This window comes from Rhodococcus sp. W8901, assembly GCF_013348805.1.
Lineage (GTDB): Bacteria > Actinomycetota > Actinomycetes > Mycobacteriales > Mycobacteriaceae > Prescottella.
Window position 1 is genome coordinate 3232728 of sequence record NZ_CP054690.1, and the last position, 18463, is coordinate 3251190.

Annotated in this window: 13 protein-coding genes and 1 other annotated feature; of the genes, 7 read left to right on the forward strand and 6 right to left on the reverse strand. The window is 66.1% G+C overall.

The genetic code is table 11. The features are described 5' to 3' along the window. The first annotated feature begins 68 nt into the window (after window positions 1-68). Both HUN07_RS15250 and HUN07_RS15255 read left to right on the forward strand, forming a co-directional pair. On the forward strand, window positions 69-1445 hold the full coding sequence (locus tag HUN07_RS15250) for a glutamate decarboxylase (RefSeq protein ID WP_174910679.1): 1377 nt from the start codon (window positions 69-71) through the stop codon (window positions 1443-1445). A 65-nt stretch (window positions 1446-1510) separates the two neighbouring features. Then, window positions 1511-3574 (forward strand): FUSC family protein, encoded by a 2064-nt coding sequence (locus HUN07_RS15255; protein ID WP_174910682.1) that lies wholly within the window; start codon window positions 1511-1513, stop codon window positions 3572-3574. A gap of 21 nt (window positions 3575-3595) precedes the next feature. Here HUN07_RS15255 and HUN07_RS15260 read toward each other — a convergent pair whose 3' ends face one another. The 4 genes from HUN07_RS15260 to nadA all read right to left on the reverse strand — a co-directional run bounded on the left by HUN07_RS15260 (window position 3596) and on the right by nadA (window position 9987). Beyond that, window positions 3596-6157 carry a LuxR C-terminal-related transcriptional regulator gene (locus HUN07_RS15260; RefSeq protein WP_254622524.1) on the reverse strand — a complete coding sequence of 854 codons (2562 nt, stop codon included), beginning with the start codon at window positions 6155-6157 and terminating at the stop codon, window positions 3596-3598. A gap of 352 nt (window positions 6158-6509) precedes the next feature. Then, on the reverse strand, window positions 6510-7370 hold the full coding sequence (gene nadC / locus HUN07_RS15265) for a carboxylating nicotinate-nucleotide diphosphorylase (RefSeq protein ID WP_114722768.1): 861 nt from the start codon (window positions 7368-7370) through the stop codon (window positions 6510-6512). Then, a complete protein-coding gene (locus HUN07_RS15270) occupies window positions 7367-8944 on the reverse strand; it encodes an L-aspartate oxidase (protein WP_174910685.1) in 1578 nt (525 codons plus the stop codon). The genes nadC and HUN07_RS15270 overlap by 4 nt, the downstream gene beginning before the upstream one ends. Then, window positions 8944-9987, reverse strand: coding sequence for a quinolinate synthase NadA (nadA, locus tag HUN07_RS15275; protein ID WP_114722766.1), 1044 nt, complete (start codon window positions 9985-9987; stop codon window positions 8944-8946). Before nadA ends, HUN07_RS15270 begins: the two co-directional genes overlap by 1 nt. Window positions 9988-10090: 103 nt before the next feature. Between nadA and HUN07_RS15280 the strand changes: the two genes are divergently transcribed. Beyond that, a complete protein-coding gene (locus tag HUN07_RS15280; protein WP_114722765.1) occupies window positions 10091-10825 on the forward strand; it encodes an NUDIX hydrolase in 735 nt (244 codons plus the stop codon). 189 nt (window positions 10826-11014) lie between these two features. Here the strand turns inward: HUN07_RS15280 and HUN07_RS15285 are convergent, their stop codons facing one another. After that, a complete protein-coding gene (locus tag HUN07_RS15285) occupies window positions 11015-11845 on the reverse strand; it encodes an alpha/beta fold hydrolase (protein ID WP_254622525.1) in 831 nt (276 codons plus the stop codon). A gap of 413 nt (window positions 11846-12258) precedes the next feature. Here HUN07_RS15285 and HUN07_RS15290 point away from each other — a divergent pair. The 3 genes from HUN07_RS15290 to HUN07_RS15300 all read left to right on the forward strand — a co-directional run bounded on the left by HUN07_RS15290 (window position 12259) and on the right by HUN07_RS15300 (window position 15943). Continuing rightward, window positions 12259-13511 (forward strand): IS3 family transposase gene (locus HUN07_RS15290; protein WP_254622526.1). Its coding sequence is split into 2 segments (ribosomal slippage): window positions 12259-12541 and window positions 12541-13511, totalling 1254 coding nucleotides; the frame shifts between segments, so codons are not numbered across the junction. Beyond that, window positions 12540-12668 (forward strand) — a sequence feature (AL1L pseudoknot). (Overlaps the previous gene by 129 nt.) 370 nt (window positions 13512-13881) lie before the next feature. After that, a complete protein-coding gene (locus tag HUN07_RS27030) occupies window positions 13882-14313 on the forward strand; it encodes an AMIN-like domain-containing (lipo)protein (RefSeq protein ID WP_441346823.1) in 432 nt (143 codons plus the stop codon). A gap of 235 nt (window positions 14314-14548) precedes the next feature. Then, the gene (locus tag HUN07_RS15300; RefSeq protein WP_174910688.1) at window positions 14549-15943 is read left to right on the forward strand and encodes an IS1380 family transposase; all 1395 of its coding nucleotides are present in this window, start codon (window positions 14549-14551) and stop codon (window positions 15941-15943) included. A gap of 295 nt (window positions 15944-16238) precedes the next feature. Here the strand turns inward: HUN07_RS15300 and HUN07_RS15305 are convergent, their stop codons facing one another. Then, the gene (locus tag HUN07_RS15305; RefSeq protein WP_174910691.1) at window positions 16239-16658 is read right to left on the reverse strand and encodes a hypothetical protein; all 420 of its coding nucleotides are present in this window, start codon (window positions 16656-16658) and stop codon (window positions 16239-16241) included. 515 nt (window positions 16659-17173) lie between these two features. Here HUN07_RS15305 and HUN07_RS15310 point away from each other — a divergent pair. Then, window positions 17174-17791, forward strand: a complete 618-nt coding sequence (locus HUN07_RS15310; protein ID WP_254622528.1) for a cutinase family protein — start codon at window positions 17174-17176, stop codon at window positions 17789-17791. Window positions 17792-18463: the final 672 nt, after the last annotated feature.

Genomic DNA, 18463 nt, shown 5'->3' on the forward strand with positions numbered 1-18463 from the left:
GAAGTTCCTGACACACAACGCGCGACCAGTTCCACCCACAGATCGCTCGAAGTATCGGAGGAGAGAAGATGTCGAACAACTTTGCCGCTCCCACTGAGACACTCGCACCCGCTTACACGGGACGACTCGGAACCGATCCGATTCCCGCCTTGCGAATGCCCAAGGCCGAGACCGAGCCCGAGGCGGCCTACCGGTTCATCCACGACGAGTTGATGTTGGACGGTAGCTCGCGACTGAATCTCGCGACCTTCGTGACCACATGGATGGATCCGCAGGCCGACCGCCTGATGGCGGAGACGTTCGACAAGAACATGATCGACAAGGACGAGTACCCGGCGACCGCCGAGATCGAAACCCGCTGCGTCAATATGGTCGCCGCCCTGTTCAACGCTGAGGGACTCTCGGACTCCGATCCGTCCTCGGCAACCGGAGTCTCGACCGTCGGCTCGTCCGAGGCAGTGATGCTCGCGGGCCTGGCGCTCAAGTGGAGGTGGCGGGAGGCGCGCCGGGCGGCCGGCAAGGACACGGACCGCCCGAACCTCGTCCTCGGGAGCAACGTCCAGGTGGTGTGGGAGAAGTTCTGCCGCTACTTCGACGTCGAGCCGAAGTACCTCCCGATGGAGAAGGGACGCTACGTCATCACGCCGGAGCAGGTGCGCGAGGCGGTCGACGAGAACACCATCGGTGTGGTGGCCATCCTCGGGACGACGTTCACCGGCGAGCTCGAGCCGGTCGCCGAGATCGCCGCAACACTCGACGAGCTGGCGGCCGCGGGCGGGCCGGACGTACCGATGCACGTCGACGCCGCGAGCGGCGGATTCGTGGTTCCGTTCCTGCATCCCGAACTGGAGTGGGACTTCCGGATTCCGCGCGTCGTCTCCATCAACGTCAGCGGCCACAAGTACGGAATGACCTACCCCGGAATCGGATTCGTCGTGTGGCGGTCGAAGGAGCACCTGCCGGAGGACCTCGTGTTCCGGGTCAACTACCTCGGCGGCGACATGCCCACGTTCACGCTGAACTTCTCGAGGCCCGGTAACCAGGTAGTCGGACAGTACTACAACTTCGTCCGACTCGGGGTGGCCGGCTACACGCAGATCATGGAGTCGCTGCGCGACACCGCGCTGATGCTGTCCAGCGAGATCTCGAAGATCGACAACATGGAGATCATCACCGACGGAAGCGCCATTCCGGTCCTCTCCTTCGAAGTCGTGGGCGATCCCGGATTCACCGTCTTCGACATCTCGCACGAACTGAGGGCCCGCGGGTTCCAGGTTCCCGCCTACACGATGCCGGCGAACGCCGAGGACATCGCAGTACTTCGCATCGTGCTACGGGAAGGCTTCAGCCGAGACCTGGCCTGGAAGCTCGTCATCGCGATCAAGGACGTCATCGGACGTCTTAGTGCCGGTACGGGACACGCCGCCCAGGCCTTCTCGCACTGAGATACCCAGTGGGGCGGGGCGGGGCGAGCGAGGTCGCCCCGCCCCTGTCTGTGAGAGGACGTCCGGTGACCCGACTGACCGACGCCATTCGGAGCGCGCTGCGATATCTGACGGTCACCGACCCGGGCTTCCTCCGCCTGCGCAACGCCGTGACCACCGTCGCGGCATTGGGCCTCGTGATGCTGATCCTCACCGGGTTCGGACATCCCGTGAGCCACGCGGTCCCGGCGGTACTCCTCGGCTCGTACGTCGCAATTCAAGCCGCATCGGGAGTCAGCGATCACACACAGCGCGAACGCGTCGTCACGACCGTGTTCCTGTCGGTTCCGGCGTTGGCAGCGGTCACTCTGGGCGCCGTTCTCCTCCGGTACGGCCGGGTCGCCGGCATCGCGTTCGTCGGCGTGCTGTTCCTCGCGGTGTGGTTGCGCCGATGGGGACCCCGCGGGCACGCCTCGGGAATGATCATGTACATCGCATACTTCTACGCCCTGGTTCTGCACGCGGGTATCTCCGAACTCCCCTCTCTCTATCTCGGTATCTGCACGGGAGTGGCCGTGACCATCGTCGTGCGAGTATTCCTCCTTCCCGAACGCCCTCGACGCGAGATCCGCAGCCTGGTGCGAGCACTGCGGGCGCAAACCCGTGCGGGGCTCGACGTCGTCTACCGCGCAGAAACGCCCGATCCGACTGCGCTGCAGCGAATCCTCGATCGGATCGGAGACACGGCGATGATGATCGAGGACTGGCTCGACCGCAACGACGCCGACGAGTGCGTCGGCATCTCGAATTCGGAACTCGCGAAGTTGGTCTTCGAGGCCCAGGTGTCGACCGAGGAGGCACTCGAAGTCCTGGATCAGGCCCCCACCGAAGTCCGTCATCTCGCCGCAACCGAACGGGCCACAGCGGAATTCGAGGCCGCACTGCGACCGGGCTCGTCGAGATTCGAGGCGACCACCATCGAACGGAGCGCGAGCACAGCCGCGAAGACCTTCGACTCGTCCACCGAGGAAGGGCTGGCGGCGCTGCTCGTGGACCGGGCCGCAAGGGCACACGCGGCGCTCTCGTGCGTCGGGCGCGAGCAACCGTCGCCAGGAAGGGCAACCAGGGAACACGCGGTGGCCGGCACCTCGCGTGCCATCGGCAATGCCGGCGGAGTATCCGCGAGCACACGCACGGCGATTCAGGTGGCCGTCGCGGCGAGTATCGCGACCGTGCTCGGCGAACTCGTCAGTCCGGAACGCTGGTACTGGGCTGTGCTGACGGCATTCCTGGTCTACAACGGCGCGAGCACCCGCGGCGAAGTCCTCCTGCGTGCCGGCGACCGGGTCATCGGAACGATCGGCGGGGTCGTCATCGGAATGCTCCTCGTAGCAGCGGTCGGTAACCACCCGGCAGCCCTGATCGCGCTCGTGCTGACGACCGTGTTCTTCGCCTTCTACCTGGTGTCCGTCAACTACGTGGCGATGACGTTCTTCATGACGGTGATGCTGGCCGGCCTCTACGGTCTGCTCGGCGAGTTCAGTCTCGATGTCCTGGTGGTACGGATCGAGGAGACCACCGTCGGCGCGATCGTCGGAATCGCAGCCGCCTACCTGGTACTCGCGATCGACTCACGAGACGTGCTGACGCGGGCGATCGACTCCTACCTCACCCGGTTGTCGGATCTGATCGGCGACTGCATGTCTGCCACGGCCGCACCGGACCTGATCGCGAAGGCCCGCGCCCTGGATTCGGATCTGGCGGCTGTCACCGCTGCGGCGACACCGCTGGTGCGGGATCCGATGGCACGGGGACGCAGGACGGTGGAATGGCTGGATTGCCGACTGCGCGAGATCGACAGGGCCGCTCACGCACTGGTGAAATCAGCTGTCATGACGACGCAACCCGCCTCCGAAGTCGCCACCGACACGCGAACGCGAGAGGTGCTCGCAACCACGGTATGTCGTGTCCACGACAACATCGATCTGCTCCGGCGACGGAACGCCGGCGAGCGAGTCACCGTGCCCGAGACACCCCCGGAATCGCTCGCCGATGTGCTGCAGTCGCCGCCCGGGGACGGGGCGGCGGCACTCTCGGTACTACCCCCGCTCCTCCGCATCGATCGAACGGTCGTCGATCTGCTCGCCTGAGTCCGCCGGGGCGAGTCGCCGTCAGAGCAACCGCCGGCGCGCCGCGACCTCCAGCGCCTCTGCACGGCTCGACGCGTCGAGCTTGCGGTACACGTTTCGGGTGTGCGTACGAACGGTGTTGAGCGACAGGTGCAACTGCTGGGCGATCGCACGTAGCGGCTTGCCGGTCCGCAACTCGGCGAGAATGACCTTCTCGGATCGGGTCAGCCCGGGATTGCGCCCCTCGTTCGATTCCACGAGTTTCGCCTGCACGTGGTCGAGGAAGGCGCGCGTGTGGTCGGCGCCCGGGGGGAGCCCGGCGAGCAGTTCTGCGGCATCGCCGGCGCTGTCGACGAAGGGGCTGACGATCCCGTTGGGTTCGGCGAGTTCGAGTGCCCGACGCACCGCCAGCGAGGCCTCGGCAGACCGGTTCTCGCGATGTGCCACGACGGCACTCAACATCGAGGCGCGCACGCCGAGCGGGGGATGCAGGAACTCCGACGCCTCGAGGACCGAGTCCAGCAGGTCGCGTGCGGATGCCGAGTCCCCCTGCGCGACGGAGATCATCGCCCGAGCCACCCGGACGTCGGGGTTCTCACCGAACACCCGATGCGCCGTGTCGACGACCTCGCCGGCAAAGGCCGGCCGTCCCGCATCCAGCAGAACCGCGACAGCCGGGGTAACGAAGGTGTTGCTCAGCCCTGCCTGCGCGCCCCGGGTGAGCATGCCGATCAGGGACCGACCGACCGCGTCTGCGTCGTCGACGGTCGGGATCGGACTGCGCCGAGCCTCGAGAATCGCGAACGCGACCTCCGCGTGACCGCCCGAGACTGGCGCGGTGGTCCCGTCGGGACGCTGATGCAGGCCAGGGCCGAACACCAGCGCGTACACAGGACTGTCATCGGGCAACCCTTCACACCGGAGATACCTGTCCATGCAGACCGCAGCCACACACTGGAAGGCGTCGATGCGGTCGAGCTGAGCATGATCGACCGCGTACTGCAGAGCGTGCTCCGCGCGTGTCGTCATCGTCACGAGATCGCCACGAATACCCGCAACAATGGAAAGCCTTGCCAGGCAGCGCAGCACGAGCCGGGGATGGGCGCCGATGTCGGCGAACGCGAGTGCCTGCCGGAGTAGCCGTTCACTGCCGATGAGATCGCGCGTGAACATACAGACGGCGGCACGTTGAATGGTCACGTAGCAGTCGAGATCGGCGATGCCCGTTGCAATCTGCAAATCGGAAAGGACATCCCCATCGGTCGGCATGGGCTGCCCTGAGAGCACTGCGATCTCGACGCCCAGTGCCGCCGCGAACGCCTTGGCGATCTCGGGGCGAAGCGCCACCACATCCGCGGCGAACGCGGTGCTGTGATGCGCCCGGGCAGCGTCGGCGTAGTTCCGCTCGAGCGCCTCGAGCGACCGGACGAGACGGACACCCCGCTTGTCGCTGTGTCGCTCGCCGAGCAGCTCGAGGATTGCAGCACCCTGCCCGTCGAAAACCGCCGTGACTCCGTGGCTGTACACGAAGTCCACGATCGCCAGATCGTCTCCGGCAGCGAGGAGATGTTCGACCGCGGCAATCGGCTGCCGCGATCCCGCGAACCAACTCCCTGCCGCCGCGTGCAGTCGGGCCAGGCGGTCCGGATCGGTGACGCGCAGCTTCGACCGGACATGCGCGCGCAGGAGCGGGTGCCACGCGTAGGTCAGGCCGTCGGCGGAGGTGAAGCGCTGGATGGGCACGCAGAATCGTTCTCGCTCGGCGAGCGCCAGATCCACGTTCGCGTCGTCCAGGCAGGCCGCGAGCTCGGGGCTGAACCGGTCGACGATGCTGGTCGACTCCACGAACCGCAGGAGGTGGTCTGGCAACGCCGAGACCGTTTCCCCCACCACGTAGTCGGAGAGCGGCTGCGGGTATCGGAGAACGTCGCCAACCCCGCTCGGGACATCACCCACGGCACTGATCCGGATCGCCGCGACACGCAGCGGGACCGCCCAACCTGCGGTCAGGTCGAGAACCGCATCGAGTTCCTGTGTCGAGAGTTCGCACCGGTTCTCGGCGAAGATTGCCGCCGCTGCATCGCGATCGAGCGCAAGATCCTCCCAACCGATCACGGTCAGAGAACCATCCGCGATGTATTTCACCCACGGCAACTCGGGCGGGTTCCGTGCTGCCAGGATCACCGTCATGTTCGGCGGCGCCGCGTCCAGTAGGCACGCCAACTTCCGGAGAGACTCCGGGGCCGTGAGTACGTGGGCATCGTCGAGAACCAGGACAGCGGATCGGCCCGACTCTCGCACCGAACGCAGGCAGTCGAGAACCGAAACGTCCTGCAAGTTGGTATCGGGCAGGACGAGCGAGACGAGGCAACGCAGTGCCGCACCCAGTCCGGCTTCCAACACCTCCGGATCGTCATCCGCGGCGTCGAGCGTCACCCACGCGACGGCGGGTCTCTCATTGCCACCGGGGCCGGCGAGCCAGTCGCCCAGTAAGGCCGTCTTTCCGGTACCGGCGGGCGCACAGAGCAGAACCCTTCCCGGCACCGCTCCGGCAACCACTCCGTCGAGCAAGACGTACAGGTCGCGATGGGGCTGAACCGTCACCGATAATCGCCGCGGGAGCGGGTTCGGTCCTTCCTCGGTCGTTCCCTCGGTCGAGCGCGAGGCCACGTCATCGGACGCCGTGCGATTCGAAACTTGCTGCGCCACAGCACTCCTCCGCTCGACCCGACTGCACACCCCGACAGATGAGTCTTACCAGACATTTCGGTCATCCAAGCAACGATCAAGATCAACTGTGAGCGAGGCCGCACCCGGAGGAAAAGACCGACATCCGTCGCCTCCTGCCCGAACCTTGCCGGGACCATACCGCGCAAACCCGGGCGTCAGCGGATAGACAACCGTGCCGCCGAGGCCGTGTCGTCACAGCCCCGACGGCACCCTGTGCAGCGGCGAACTACATGTCGAGACCGAGATCGAGGACCGTCACCGAGTGCGTGAGAGCACCGACGGCGAGGAAGTCGACGCCGGTCGCGGCGTACTCGGCTGCGACATCGAGGGTGAGCCCACCCGACGACTCGAGCTTGGTCTGCGGCGCGAGGGTGTCGCGGCGCTGTACCGCGATCTGCGTCTGCCAGAGCGGGAAGTTGTCCAGCAGAACGAGGTCGACCCCCTCGGCGAGGACCTCGTCGAGTTGGGCGAGGTTGTCGACCTCGACCTCGCACTCGATGTCGGGCGCCGCCGCACGAACGGCATGCAAGGCAGCGATGACCGAACCCGCGGCGGCAACATGGTTGTCCTTGATGAGCGCGGCATCGCCGAGACCCATCCGGTGGTTGACGCCGCCGCCGACCCGCACCGCGTACTTCTGCAGTCCCCGCAGCCCGGGCAGGGTCTTACGACTGTCGCGAATCTTGCACTCGGTACCGGCCACCGCGTCGACCCATTCGGACGTGGCGGTGGCAATGCCGGACAGGTGACACACCAGGTTGAGCATGGTCCGCTCGGCGGTGAGCAGCCCCCGGGTGGGAGCGCTGACCGTGAGCACCGCGTCACCGGGCTGGATGCGGGTGCCGTCGGCGACCCGCCCCTGAACCTCGTAGTTTCCGGCGCCGATCACCTCGTCGAGCACCGTCAAACCCACGTCGACGCCCGCCACCGTGCCGGCCGCCCTGGCCACCACGGACGCAGTTGCGACAGCCCCTTCGGGAACGGTCGCCGCGGAGGTGACATCCGGGCCGTACCGCAGATCCTCGTCGAGTGCGGTGCGCACCAACGTCAAGGTTTCCTGCGGATCGAGTCGCTCCAGCGTGGTCATCGTGCTCCTGTCGATTGCAGTTCGGATAGTTCCAGTTCGCCGTCGCGCCCGATACGGACCGGGATGCTGCGGCGGTAGTCGTCGGATGTCTCGGAGTAGTCGGTCCGAGTGTGGCAACCCCGGGTCTCACGTCGCGCGGACGCGGCCAGCACGAGCGCCGACGCCGCGACCGTGAGCGCGGTGTCTTCGAGCGCAACGCCGTTGCCGGCCACCGCGACTCCACTTCCTGCCAATTCGGCTGCTGCGGAAGACAGTCCGTCGCCGTCACGCACCACCGACGCGTGCGCCGTCATGAGCGCCTGCACCCGTTCGCGCGGGGCATGCCGCCGGAACGGCAGCAGCAGGTCGTCCGCCTCCACGGACAGGTCGGCACGCTCGGCCGCCGCCAGGCCCACCCGCTCGCCGACGACCAGCCCTTCGAGCAGGCTGTTCGACGCGAGACGGTTCGCACCGTGCAGTCCCGTACGAGCCACCTCACCGGCCGCGTACAACCCCGGCACCTCGGTGCGTCCGTGGACGTCGGTGACGACACCACCGCACGAGTAGTGCGCGGCCGGGGCCACCGGGATCAACTGCTCGGTCGGATCGATTCCCGCGGCCAGACACGACGCGGTCACTGTCGGGAACCGGCTCACGAACCCGGTCAGGTGCCGTGCGTCGAGGTAGACATGATCGGTGCCGGACTCACGGAGCCGTCGGGCTATGGCTCGTGAGACGACGTCCCGCGGCGCCAGGTCGCCCTGTGGGTGCACGCCGTCGGTGACCGAACGCCCATCGGCGTCCACCAGTCGCGCGCCCTCACCACGGACCGCCTCGCTGATGAGCGGGCGCCGGCCGACGCCGCCCGGCGCGAACAGGACGGTGGGGTGGAACTGCACGAACTCGAGATCGGCCACGGAGGCGCCCACCTCGAGCGCCAACGCGATACCGTCACCGGTGGAGCCGGACGGATTGGTGCTGCACGAGTACAACTGCCCCAGCCCGCCGGTCGCGAGGGCCACGGCCGGTGCATGGATGACGCCCAGTCCCCTGTCCGACAGCACGATCAGGCCGGTGACGCCCCGGCGGTCGGTGGAGACGCGCGCCGCGGCTGCCCCGAAGAGCACCGGTATTCCGGCCGCGTTCAGCGCCCGCTGGACTTCGGCACCGGTCGCGTCGCCGCCCGCGTGGACGATGCGACGGGTGCTGTGCCCGCCCTCGCGGGTACGCGACACGGCGCCGTCCGAGCCCATGTCGAACACCGCACCCAACGCCGTGAGCGCGGTGAACGCCTCCCGTCCCGCGGACACGATCGATCGGACCGCGACCTCGTCGCACAGCCCCACACCGGCAACGCAGGTGTCGCCGGCGTGCGAGTCCACCGAGTCGGTGCGGGGATCGCCCACGATGGCGATCCCGCCCTGCGCGTACTGCGTGGCGGTGTCGGTCGGGCCGCCCTTGCTCAGCACGAGAACCCGGAGTCCCTGTTCGGCCGCGACCCGCGCGGCCGTCAGCCCGGCGACGCCACCACCGACGACGACCAGATCTGCGCGCGCCTCCCACACGACGCCGTCACCCCCGGGTCCGGCGACCACTACTCCCCGCCGCCGGGGTTCCCGATCTCGATCATGCGCTGCACGGACTTTCGTGCGCGCTCGGCGACGTCGGGAGCGACGTGGACCTCGTCCTTGCCCTCGACGAGGCAGCGCAGCAGTGCGGCCGGGGTGATCATCTTCATGTACGGGCACGACGCGCGATCGTTGACAGCCTGGAAGTCGACGCCGGGCGCCGCCTTGCGCAGCTGGTGCAGCATGCCGACCTCGGTCGCCACGAGGACCTGCTTGGCACCGGTCTCGCGGGCAGCGTCGAGCATGCCGCCGGTCGAGAGGATCTTGACCTTGTCCTCGGGCACGAAGCCCTCACCCGCGAGGTAGAGCGCCGATGTGGCGCAGCCGCACTCCGGGTGGACGAACAGCTCGGCGTCCGGGTGGCTCTTCGACTTAGCGGTGAGCTCGTCACCGTTGATGCCGGCGTGCACGTGGCACTCGCCCGCCCAGATCAGCATGTTCTCGCGGCCCGTCACTCGCTTGACGTGCGCGCCGAGGAACTGGTCGGGAAGGAACAGCACCTCCCGGTCGGGGTCGATCGAGGCGACGACGTCGACGGCATTGGACGACGTGCAGCAGATGTCGGTCAGGCCCTTCACCTCGGCGGTGGTGTTGACGTACGACACCACCAACGCATCGGGGTGCTCGGCCTTCCACTCGCGGAGCTGATCCGCGGTGATCGAGTCGGCGAGCGAGCAGCCGGCCCGCTCGTCCGGGATCAGCACCGTCTTCTCGGGGCTGAGGATCTTGGCGGTCTCGGCCATGAAGTGGACGCCGCAGAAGACGATCGTGTCCTCGGGCGCCTCGGCCGCGATCCGCGACAGTGCCAGCGAGTCGCCGACGTGATCGGCGACGTCCTGGATCTCGGGCAGCTGGTAGTTGTGCGCCAGCAGGGTCGCGCCGCGCTCCTTGGCGAGGCGGCGCACCTCGGCGGCCCACTCGGGTCCGGCCTCGACGCCGGTGTACCCACCGGGGCCGTCCACGATCCGTCCCGTGCCATCGGCCCGCAACGGCGGAATCGTCGAAGTCATGGCCACTCCTTCTTCGCGAAGCTCGTTCGTAGCTCCGTCACTAAAACCCGGGCGGGCTGGCCCGAATTTCCGAAATCGAGGTTTTCGACTTAGGATCGAAAACATGTCACATGGTAGCACCGTCCACGAAGTGCTCACCGCGGTGTTCCAGGTTCGACCGGCCCCGGAAACCATCGCCGCAGGTGACGGCCATCACGGAACGAATTGTTGCCGAACGGACGAACTGATGGTTCTGCTGTGGCAGCGCGCTCTCGATCCACAGAAGGGCACCTGGTCGTTGCCGGGCGGCACCCTGAGGGACGACGAGGACCTCAAGACGTCGGCCCGGCGTCAGCTCGCCGAGAAGGTCGACGTCCGCGAGGTGGCCCATCTGGAACAGCTGTCAGTGTTCAGCGACCCCCACCGGGTTCCCGGGAATCGCCGGATCGCCTCGACCTACCTGGGCCTGGTCCCCCTCCCCGCCGATCCGCAGCTGCCACCCGACACCGCGTGGCACCCGGTGTCCGCGCTCCCGGCAATGTCGTTCGACCACGGAACGGTCGTCGAGCACGCCCGGATGCGACTGGCCGCGAAGCTGTCGTATACCAACATCGCGTTCGCCCTCGCGCCGGACGAGTTCTCGATGTCCACGTTGCGTGAAATCTATTGTGCAGCACTCGGTTACCAGGTCGACACGACGAACCTCCAGCGGGTCCTGACCCGACGCGGCGTCATCACCGCGACCGGCAACACCGCGCCGTCCGGACGCACCGGCGGCAGGCCGGCCGCCCTCTACCGCTTCACCGACACCCGACTGCGGGTGACCGACGAGTTCGCGGCCCTGCGGCCGCCGGTCTGAGCCCGACCGGTGAGCGACCGGCCGGCGACGATCACCGGCCCGGGCCTCACGACACTTCCAGGTATTCGACGCCAACGTCGTCGCCGCCGGCCTCAGTCGACGTCTCGAATCTCGAGGTCTCCGAGGTCCGAATGCCGGTCCCGCAGCAGCGCCCGCATCAGGTCATGCTCGACTTGATCTCGCCCATCGTCATTGAGTCTGGACATGCTCGTCGAGGAAACGTTGCGTCATCTCGGCAATCGCCGCCGCGTGGGCATGGAACAGGTAGTGATGGCCGTCCATAACCGTGACCTGCTGGATCGCCGGGTTGCTGATCGAGGCGCGATGCGCGGACTCCCATTCCGGCTCCACCTCGAGCGAGGACGCGGCGAGGATCGACAGCGCCGGTAGCGTCGACGGGAACACGGCACCCTCGGCCGTTTGCACGTTCTCCGCCCCACGGGCCATCTCATCCAGCACGGTCGGGTTCAACACCCACGAGTACGCACGCAGGTACAGGTCCTGCTGGTCCGGGGTGTACTCGTCCGCGTCGCCGAGACTCTCCCGGTAGTCGGCCACCAGCCCCAGGTAGTCGGTGCTCCTGTCCAGGGCGATCAGGTCTCGGGTGCCGCCGACAGCGTTGACGCCGGCCATCCAACGCGGCCACTCCGGGGCGCCCTGGGCAGCGTCAGACGTGTAGCGCTCGTCGTCCAGGCCCACCACTGCGGCGACCTCGTCCGGGTGGTGGGTGGCCCACCACATCGCGTACAGACCCGAAACCGAATGGGGCATCAGAACATAGGGTCCGTCCAGCCCCAACTCCCGGAGAGCGCCCCGGGTCTCGTCGACGATCGCCTCGCTGGTGCGTGGGGCGTCGGTTCCGTCGCTCAACCCCAGCCCGAAGGGCTCGACCGTGACGACCGTGTTCTGCTCCGCCAAGCGCCGGGCCAGCGGGGCGAAGCCGAGGATCGGTTCCGGCGTGGCCAGGCCGGGCATCAGGACGACAGTCCGCGGTCCCGAGCCCTGAACCGCGACGCTCATCCGATGCCCGTCCACCTCGACATACCGGTGGCCGGAGCCGACCGCCTCCTCGATGGCCGCCTTGTCGCGGGGGGTCTGCCACCAATGGACAGATGTCGAAATCGCAATGGCAACAACAACTACCGATACCAAACCGACGAATATCCATAGCACCACTCGAAATAGCCTGCGCCGTGGCTTCGGAAGCGCCGAATCCACTGCGCCACTCGGCCGATCGCCATCAGTTTGCATTCCCGAATCCACGTCGACGCTAGACGGATCCGGCCTCCCCAGTGTCCCCATGCGACCAACCTAACCGACGCAGCCAACGCAACCGAGCGTTTTACTACAATGCGTAGTAAAACGGCCCTTGGAGTTGCAACATGAATCGCCCGGTGAGTCCGGAGACTTCATCTCTTGTGAAGGATGGAGTCATGTCAGGTTCGAGGAAGTACCCGGCCGAGCTGCGTGAGCGGGCGGTGCGGATGGTCGCCGAGGTGCGCGGCGAGTACTTGTCGGAGTGGGCGGCGATCGAGTCGGTTGCCGGCAAGTTGGGCATCGGGTCGGCGCAGACCTTGTTGAACTGGGTTCGTCGCGATCAGGTTGACGCCGGGAAGCGTCCCGGGGTGACCAGCGAGATGGCCGAGGAACTCCGCCGGCTTCGGGCTGAGAATCGAGAACTCAAGCGTGCCAACGATATTCTGAAGTCGGCGTCGACTTTCTTCGCGGCGGAGCTCGACCGCCGCAATCGGTGATCGTCGACTATATCGACGAACACAAGCAGGAGTACAGCGTCGAGCCGATCTGCCGTGTGCTGACCGCACACGGCTGCAAGATCGCGCCGTCCACCTACTACGATGCCTGCGCCCGCCGGCGACAACCCTCGAAGCGGCAGATCCGCGACGAGGAACTCAAGGTCGAGATCGTCCGCGTTCACCGGGAGAACTACTCGGTCTACGGCGCCCGGAAAGTGTGGCTGCAATGCCACCGGGAGGGCATCGAAGTGGCCCGCTGCACGGTCGAACGACTGATGGGCGACCTCGCACTCGAGGGCGCCCGCCGCGGCAAGGCCAAACGCACCACCATCGCTGATCCACAAGCGAGGCGCCCGGACGATCTGGTGCAACGTCAGTTCTGCCCCGAAGCACCGAATGTGTTGTGGGTAGCGGACTTCACGTACGTGTCGACGTGGTCCGGGTGGGTATATGTGGCGTTCGTGATCGATGCCTACGCCCGCCGGATCGTGGGCTGGCGGACCGCGACCACGATGACCGCGCAGCTGGTCCTCGACGCAATCGAGCACGCGATCTGGACCCGGCAGCGCGAGGGCATCGACGATCTGTCCGGGCTGATTCATCACCACGATCGCGGGTCGCAATACACGTCGGTGGCCTTCACCAAGCGACTCGTCGACGCCGGTATCGATGCCTCGATCGGCGCCACCGGCAACAGCTACGACAACGCGCTCGCCGAATCGATCAACGGCCTCTACAAGACCGAACTGATCAAGGCCCAGGGGCCGTGGCGGACCGTTGACCAGGTCGAGGTCGCCACTCTCGAATGGGTCGACTGGTTCAATCACCGCAGGTTGTACGAGCACTGCGGCGACCTGCCGCCGGCCGAGTATGAAGCCCTCTACTACCGTGATCACCGAACTCAGCCAGTCGCTGAGTTCTCAAACTCGTAAGTCTCCAGACATGCCGGGGCGATTCAAGTTCTACTTGAGGCCAATCCACATGCCACGACGTTCTGTCTCAGCTCCCAACGCCCCTCCTGGCAACGATTCGGCCGACGGAGACGATGAACCTTATGAACGGTACAACCCGCTAACGACAAAGGAGCACAGCGTGCTCGTAGGTAAACGAAAGTTGGCGAGTAGGGGCGTCCTCGCCCTTCCAGCTTTGCTCTTGACGACGGCGTGTGGAGCGCAGGTTGAGGACAGCGTCAGTGTTGATACGACTTCCCCGGCTACACCTATGTCGTGCCAGCAGTTCGAATCCTTCTCTGGGCACATCCTCGTCGGCAACCCGCCCGCCGCTGCGACCCTTGCGCCCGCGATGCCATTGCAGCCCGGAGAGGAGCCGACGCCCCCACCCGCCCGGCCCAGCGTCGTATCGATAAAGATCGAGCAGGCGGCTGGGGTGGACGCCATCGTTTTCAGCCTGAGTGGCGACGGATATATCGGGTGGACAGCGCGCTTCGTTCAGATGCCACTGTTGCAGGGCACGGACGATCCAGTGTCGATTTCGGGTTCGTGCATCCTGCAGATTGACATGATTGGAGTCGACTCGAACATCGTGTCGCTGCGCCGCGAGATGCCGAAACGGCTACTGCCCGAGAGTGATGAATCTTCTGTGGTCGAGGTTCTGAGCTACCCGAGTGCCAACGGATTGGCGCAGGCCTTCGTGGGCACCCGAAGCGGTACGCCCGCGGTGACGGTCGACGCACTGGCCGACCGCCCCGCGATCACCGTAGGAATCGCGTCCTGATGAAGGGGCCGGCTTCTAGTTCTCCGATCGACAGAGCTCGCAGGCGAAGACGGATCTGACGACGAAACCATAGTTGGGAGAAGTCATGTAGGACTTAGCTCCGGTGCAGTTAGCCTGCCGCTTTCACGGTAATTCGGCTGAACACCTGTGTCACTGACGAAGAAAGGTGCTCCGACCTGCGATAATTCGACTTGTCTAAGGTTGAACAATCGCGTGATCAAGGAGCACCTTTCAGGTGGCCAAGTCTACGTCCCCGTACCCACACCTGTCCGCATCGGCCACCGGAACCGGCGTCGTGTCGCATGCCGGGACGGTCTTGTTGCTGCGTACCGCCGAGAAAACAGGCCTGACCACCGCCCTGTCGGCCGCGCTCGAGCCGTGGTGCAAGCCCCTCGCGACGCACGACCCGGGCAAGATCGTGTTGGATCTCGCGGTCACGCTCGCGCTCGGCGGTGACTGCCTGGCCGACATCGCGCAGTTGCGGGCGCACCCGCAGGTGTTCGGTCCGGTCGCCTCCGACCCGACCGTATCGAGGCTGGTCACCGCGCTGGCCGCGGACCCCGGCGCCGCACTCGCGGCGATCGGGAGTGCTCGCGCTGCGGCCCGACGCCGTGCATGGGCCGCGGCCGGAGACCGGACACCCGATCATCGGATCGACGAGAAGGATCCGCTGGTCGTCGACATCGATGCCACCCTGGTGACCGCGCACTCGGAGAAGGAATCCGCAGCCCCGACATTCAAGCGTGGCTTCGGGTTTCATCCGTTGTGCGCGTTCGTCGACCACGGTGATGGCGGGACCGGTGAGCCGGTGGCGATGCTCCTGCGGCCCGGAAATGCCGGCTCGAACACCGCTGCAGACCATGTGACCGTGGTCAAGGATGCGTTGGCGCAGTTGCCGTTCGATCCGGGCTACCGGGTCGGGAAGAAAGTGTTGATCCGCACCGATGGCGCCGGCGGCACGCACGACTTTCTCGACTACCTGACCAAGCGGCGGTTGGCGTACTCGATCGGGTTCGGGCTCACCGACACCATGACCGCGGCGATCGACCTGATCCCGAAGACCGTGTGGACGCCCGCCTACGACGCCGACGGGAAGGTCCGTGACGGCGCCTGGGTCGCCGAGCTCACCGGGCTGATCGACCTGTCTACCTGGCCCGCTGGGATGCGGGTCATCGTCCGCAAGGAGCGGCCGCACCCCGGCGCGCAACTGCGGTTCACCGACCACGAGGGTCTGCGGTTGACCGCGTTCGCCACCAACACCACCCGCGGCCAACTCCCGGATCTCGAGCTGCGGCACCGCCGCCGGGCCCGTTGCGAGGACCGGATCCGGGGCGCGAAAGACACTGGCCTGCAGAACCTTCCGCTACACGGGTTCGACCAGAACCGGATCTGGCTGCAGATCGTGCAACTCGCCGGCGAACTGATCGCCTGGACACAACTCCTCGCGTTCGACACCGAAACCGCCCGACGCTGGGAACCGAAACGACTCCGACTCCGGCTGTTCCACATCGCCGGCCGCATCGTCCGTCACGCCCGACGCATCCACCTCAAACTCGCCGCCCACGCACCCCACGTCGACCTGCTCGTCGCCGCGATCACACGCGTGACGACACCAAAAACAGTGACCTGACCAGCGGAAATCTTCCCCGCCGGGACGAAAGGAGCACCATCATTCGGGGCCGTGGACCCCGACGCAACCCGACCGCGTCGGCCACCCCGCCACGTCCGGAAACCGGAACCATCACCGGGACAAGAAAACCGAACTCGATCAGGCCGGCACGCCGCGCTCACGAAAGATCGAGGCTAGGCGTCGAAGTAACTGCACGGCATCAGAAATCGGCGAAGCCTGCGATCACGAGGTCCGTACCATTGTCCGAATCTGGTGAGTGGGAGACCCGCGTGCCCGGCCGGCACCGGGGAGTTGACTACGGAACGTAGACGACGGCAACGCCCGGTGTGTATGGGCCGGCGGGGGAAGTGGCGGCGATGACGACCTGCCCGGTTCCGGTCGGCAGGGTTGCTTCCGGGTATCCGTCCGTTCCGGCCGACATCCGGGCGGTGCCGGAGGCTCCGCTCGACAGGTTCAGCCAGTGCATGTCGCCCGGGAGTAGGCACGCCCTTATGCCGTCCTTCGGGCCGGTGATCGTCACCGTCCCGGGCTGTTCGCCGACCACGGCCCAGCAGCGGATCGAGGGAACGTCGAGGCTGCCGTTCGGGTTTCCGAACGGCGCCGGGTTGATCTGGAACGGGACGGTGACCGCGGCGGAGGCGACAGCCACCGGCACCAGTACCGAACCGGCGACGATCGCTGCGCAGGCGACCGATCGGCGAACGAAATCGAGCATGGCGACCTCCAAGCACGGTCGGGGCCAGGTTTCGTCACTCTACTGCTCACCGCTCGTGTTGCTCGCCCTATTCGCACAGCTGGAACACGCCTACGCCCGGCAGCCCGACCCCAGTCGGCCCAAGATCTAGCTGAACTTACGTCCCAGACCAAGCCTGGGGACCAGGCGGCACCTCGACGAAGCGAGCGATCCGATTCCGGATTCTTGAATCGAGTGCACTCTCAATATATTTGAAAGTGCGCAGCAGAACGCCGTGGGGAAATAATCGAACTACCAATCGCGGTCGCCCTCACTGAAACCCAGTTAGGGGCGGAGCGGGAATAAAACCGGCCCCGGATCGGGGCAGCTCCCCATCGCTACCGGAAACTCTGCCGCCAATCCGAATCCAACTCAAGGCAACGGAGGCATATCCGCCTGGCCAGATGGCCAGAAAACAATCGGTATCTCGAGACATGCATCGAGTCGATCCCGGAAATAGCGACCGAAGCATGACGAAATCTAAGGGGCGGGGAGTCATGAAACGACTCATCTTCGCATTGGCAGCGATGCTGGGGCTACTGGGCGTGTTCACACCCACGGCATCCGCGGAAACTCCGATCAATCAGTGTGTCGGCACCTGGTCCGTCGTCGTCGGCGGACTGAACAACAACAATTCGGACGGCTTCTTCAACCAGAACCAGCGCGTCGGTTACAACAGCTACGACACCCGAGCCGGGGTCAACGAGCTGAACCGGCTCACGCGGGATCATCGCCGGTTCTGTCCCGGCGACCACATCAAGATGGTCGGCCATTCCGGTGGCGCCGCGGTCGTTCATGTCTGGCTCACGGAGAACGGAACCGGGTTCGGCAACATCAACGCTGTCCTGCTCGCAGACCCGAAACGCCCTGCGGGACCGGGCGGTCCGGGGTTCGCGCAGACCGACTTCCCGTTCAACCTCTACCCGCCGCTGGCGGGTGCGGACAACTTCTACAGCGGAGTGCCGGTGTGGACGGTGTGCAACAACAGCGACCACATCTGCAACTCGCAGGCGACTTGGGACGGCTACTTCGTCGGCGGCACACACGACGCCTACGACAAGGACGTCAACCACTACTCTGACTGGGGTAACGGCCAGGACTACCGCTGGTTCTGAGACGAGGCTACGGCCGACGACATCTCGCAGAACGTCGTCGGCCGTAGCTTCCTCGATGGTCACCCAGCGGCGGCGCTCCACCGATACCTGGCCGAGCCAGTCACGTGGATACACACGGCAACCCCTTCGCGTCTGCGTCCAGACCGTGTCCCCGCGCTGAACCGTGGTGCTGGGGTTTTGCCTGTTTGGCGGGAAACGAGTGCACCGTCAATACCGTTTGAACATGGGGGCACTACTGCAGGGGTGGAGTCGCGTTTGGACGCGACGACGGCTACGTCGATTGCGTCGACTGTGCCGAGCGCTCAGCGGTGCCGGGGCGAATGTGGCACACCAACTCCGCCGCCTGCGTTGCTCTTTGAGGTTCTCGCGACGTTCGGTGCCCGATCGGCCCGCGAGAGTCGCGGTCCCACGGACATGGTCGCCGGCACGTGCCCACAGGAAGGGCTGGAATCGGCGACAGCGCATCCCCAGCGTCACCGACACCAGCCAGAAATCCAAGTCTCTCGAGCGGTGAGCTCGCAGTAGCCGAGCTACTGCGAACTTGCCGCTCTCCGTGTCTCTAACCACCGATCTTCACGGATATGGAGCAAGGACATGGCCACCATCTACATCGATGCCACACGATTCTCCACAGTCGTCGTCTGCACCTGCGGCTGGCGGGGTATCACCGGA

What these genes read in the sequence shown, in the direction of transcription:
- HUN07_RS15250 (WP_174910679.1), top strand. Translation starts at nt 69, where the DNA reads ATGTCGAACAACTTTGCCGCTCCCACTGAGACACTCGCACCCGCTTAC.
- nadC (WP_114722768.1), bottom strand. Translation starts at nt 7,370, where the DNA reads ATGACCACGCTGGAGCGACTCGATCCGCAGGAAACCTTGACGTTGGTG.
- nadA (WP_114722766.1), bottom strand. Translation starts at nt 9,987, where the DNA reads ATGACTTCGACGATTCCGCCGTTGCGGGCCGATGGCACGGGACGGATC.
- HUN07_RS15280 (WP_114722765.1), top strand. Translation starts at nt 10,091, where the DNA reads ATGTCACATGGTAGCACCGTCCACGAAGTGCTCACCGCGGTGTTCCAG.
- HUN07_RS15285 (WP_254622525.1), bottom strand. Translation starts at nt 11,845, where the DNA reads ATGAGCGTCGCGGTTCAGGGCTCGGGACCGCGGACTGTCGTCCTGATG.
- HUN07_RS27030 (WP_441346823.1), top strand. Translation starts at nt 13,882, where the DNA reads ATGCCATTGCAGCCCGGAGAGGAGCCGACGCCCCCACCCGCCCGGCCC.
- HUN07_RS15305 (WP_174910691.1), bottom strand. Translation starts at nt 16,658, where the DNA reads ATGCTCGATTTCGTTCGCCGATCGGTCGCCTGCGCAGCGATCGTCGCC.
- HUN07_RS15310 (WP_254622528.1), top strand. Translation starts at nt 17,174, where the DNA reads ATGAAACGACTCATCTTCGCATTGGCAGCGATGCTGGGGCTACTGGGC.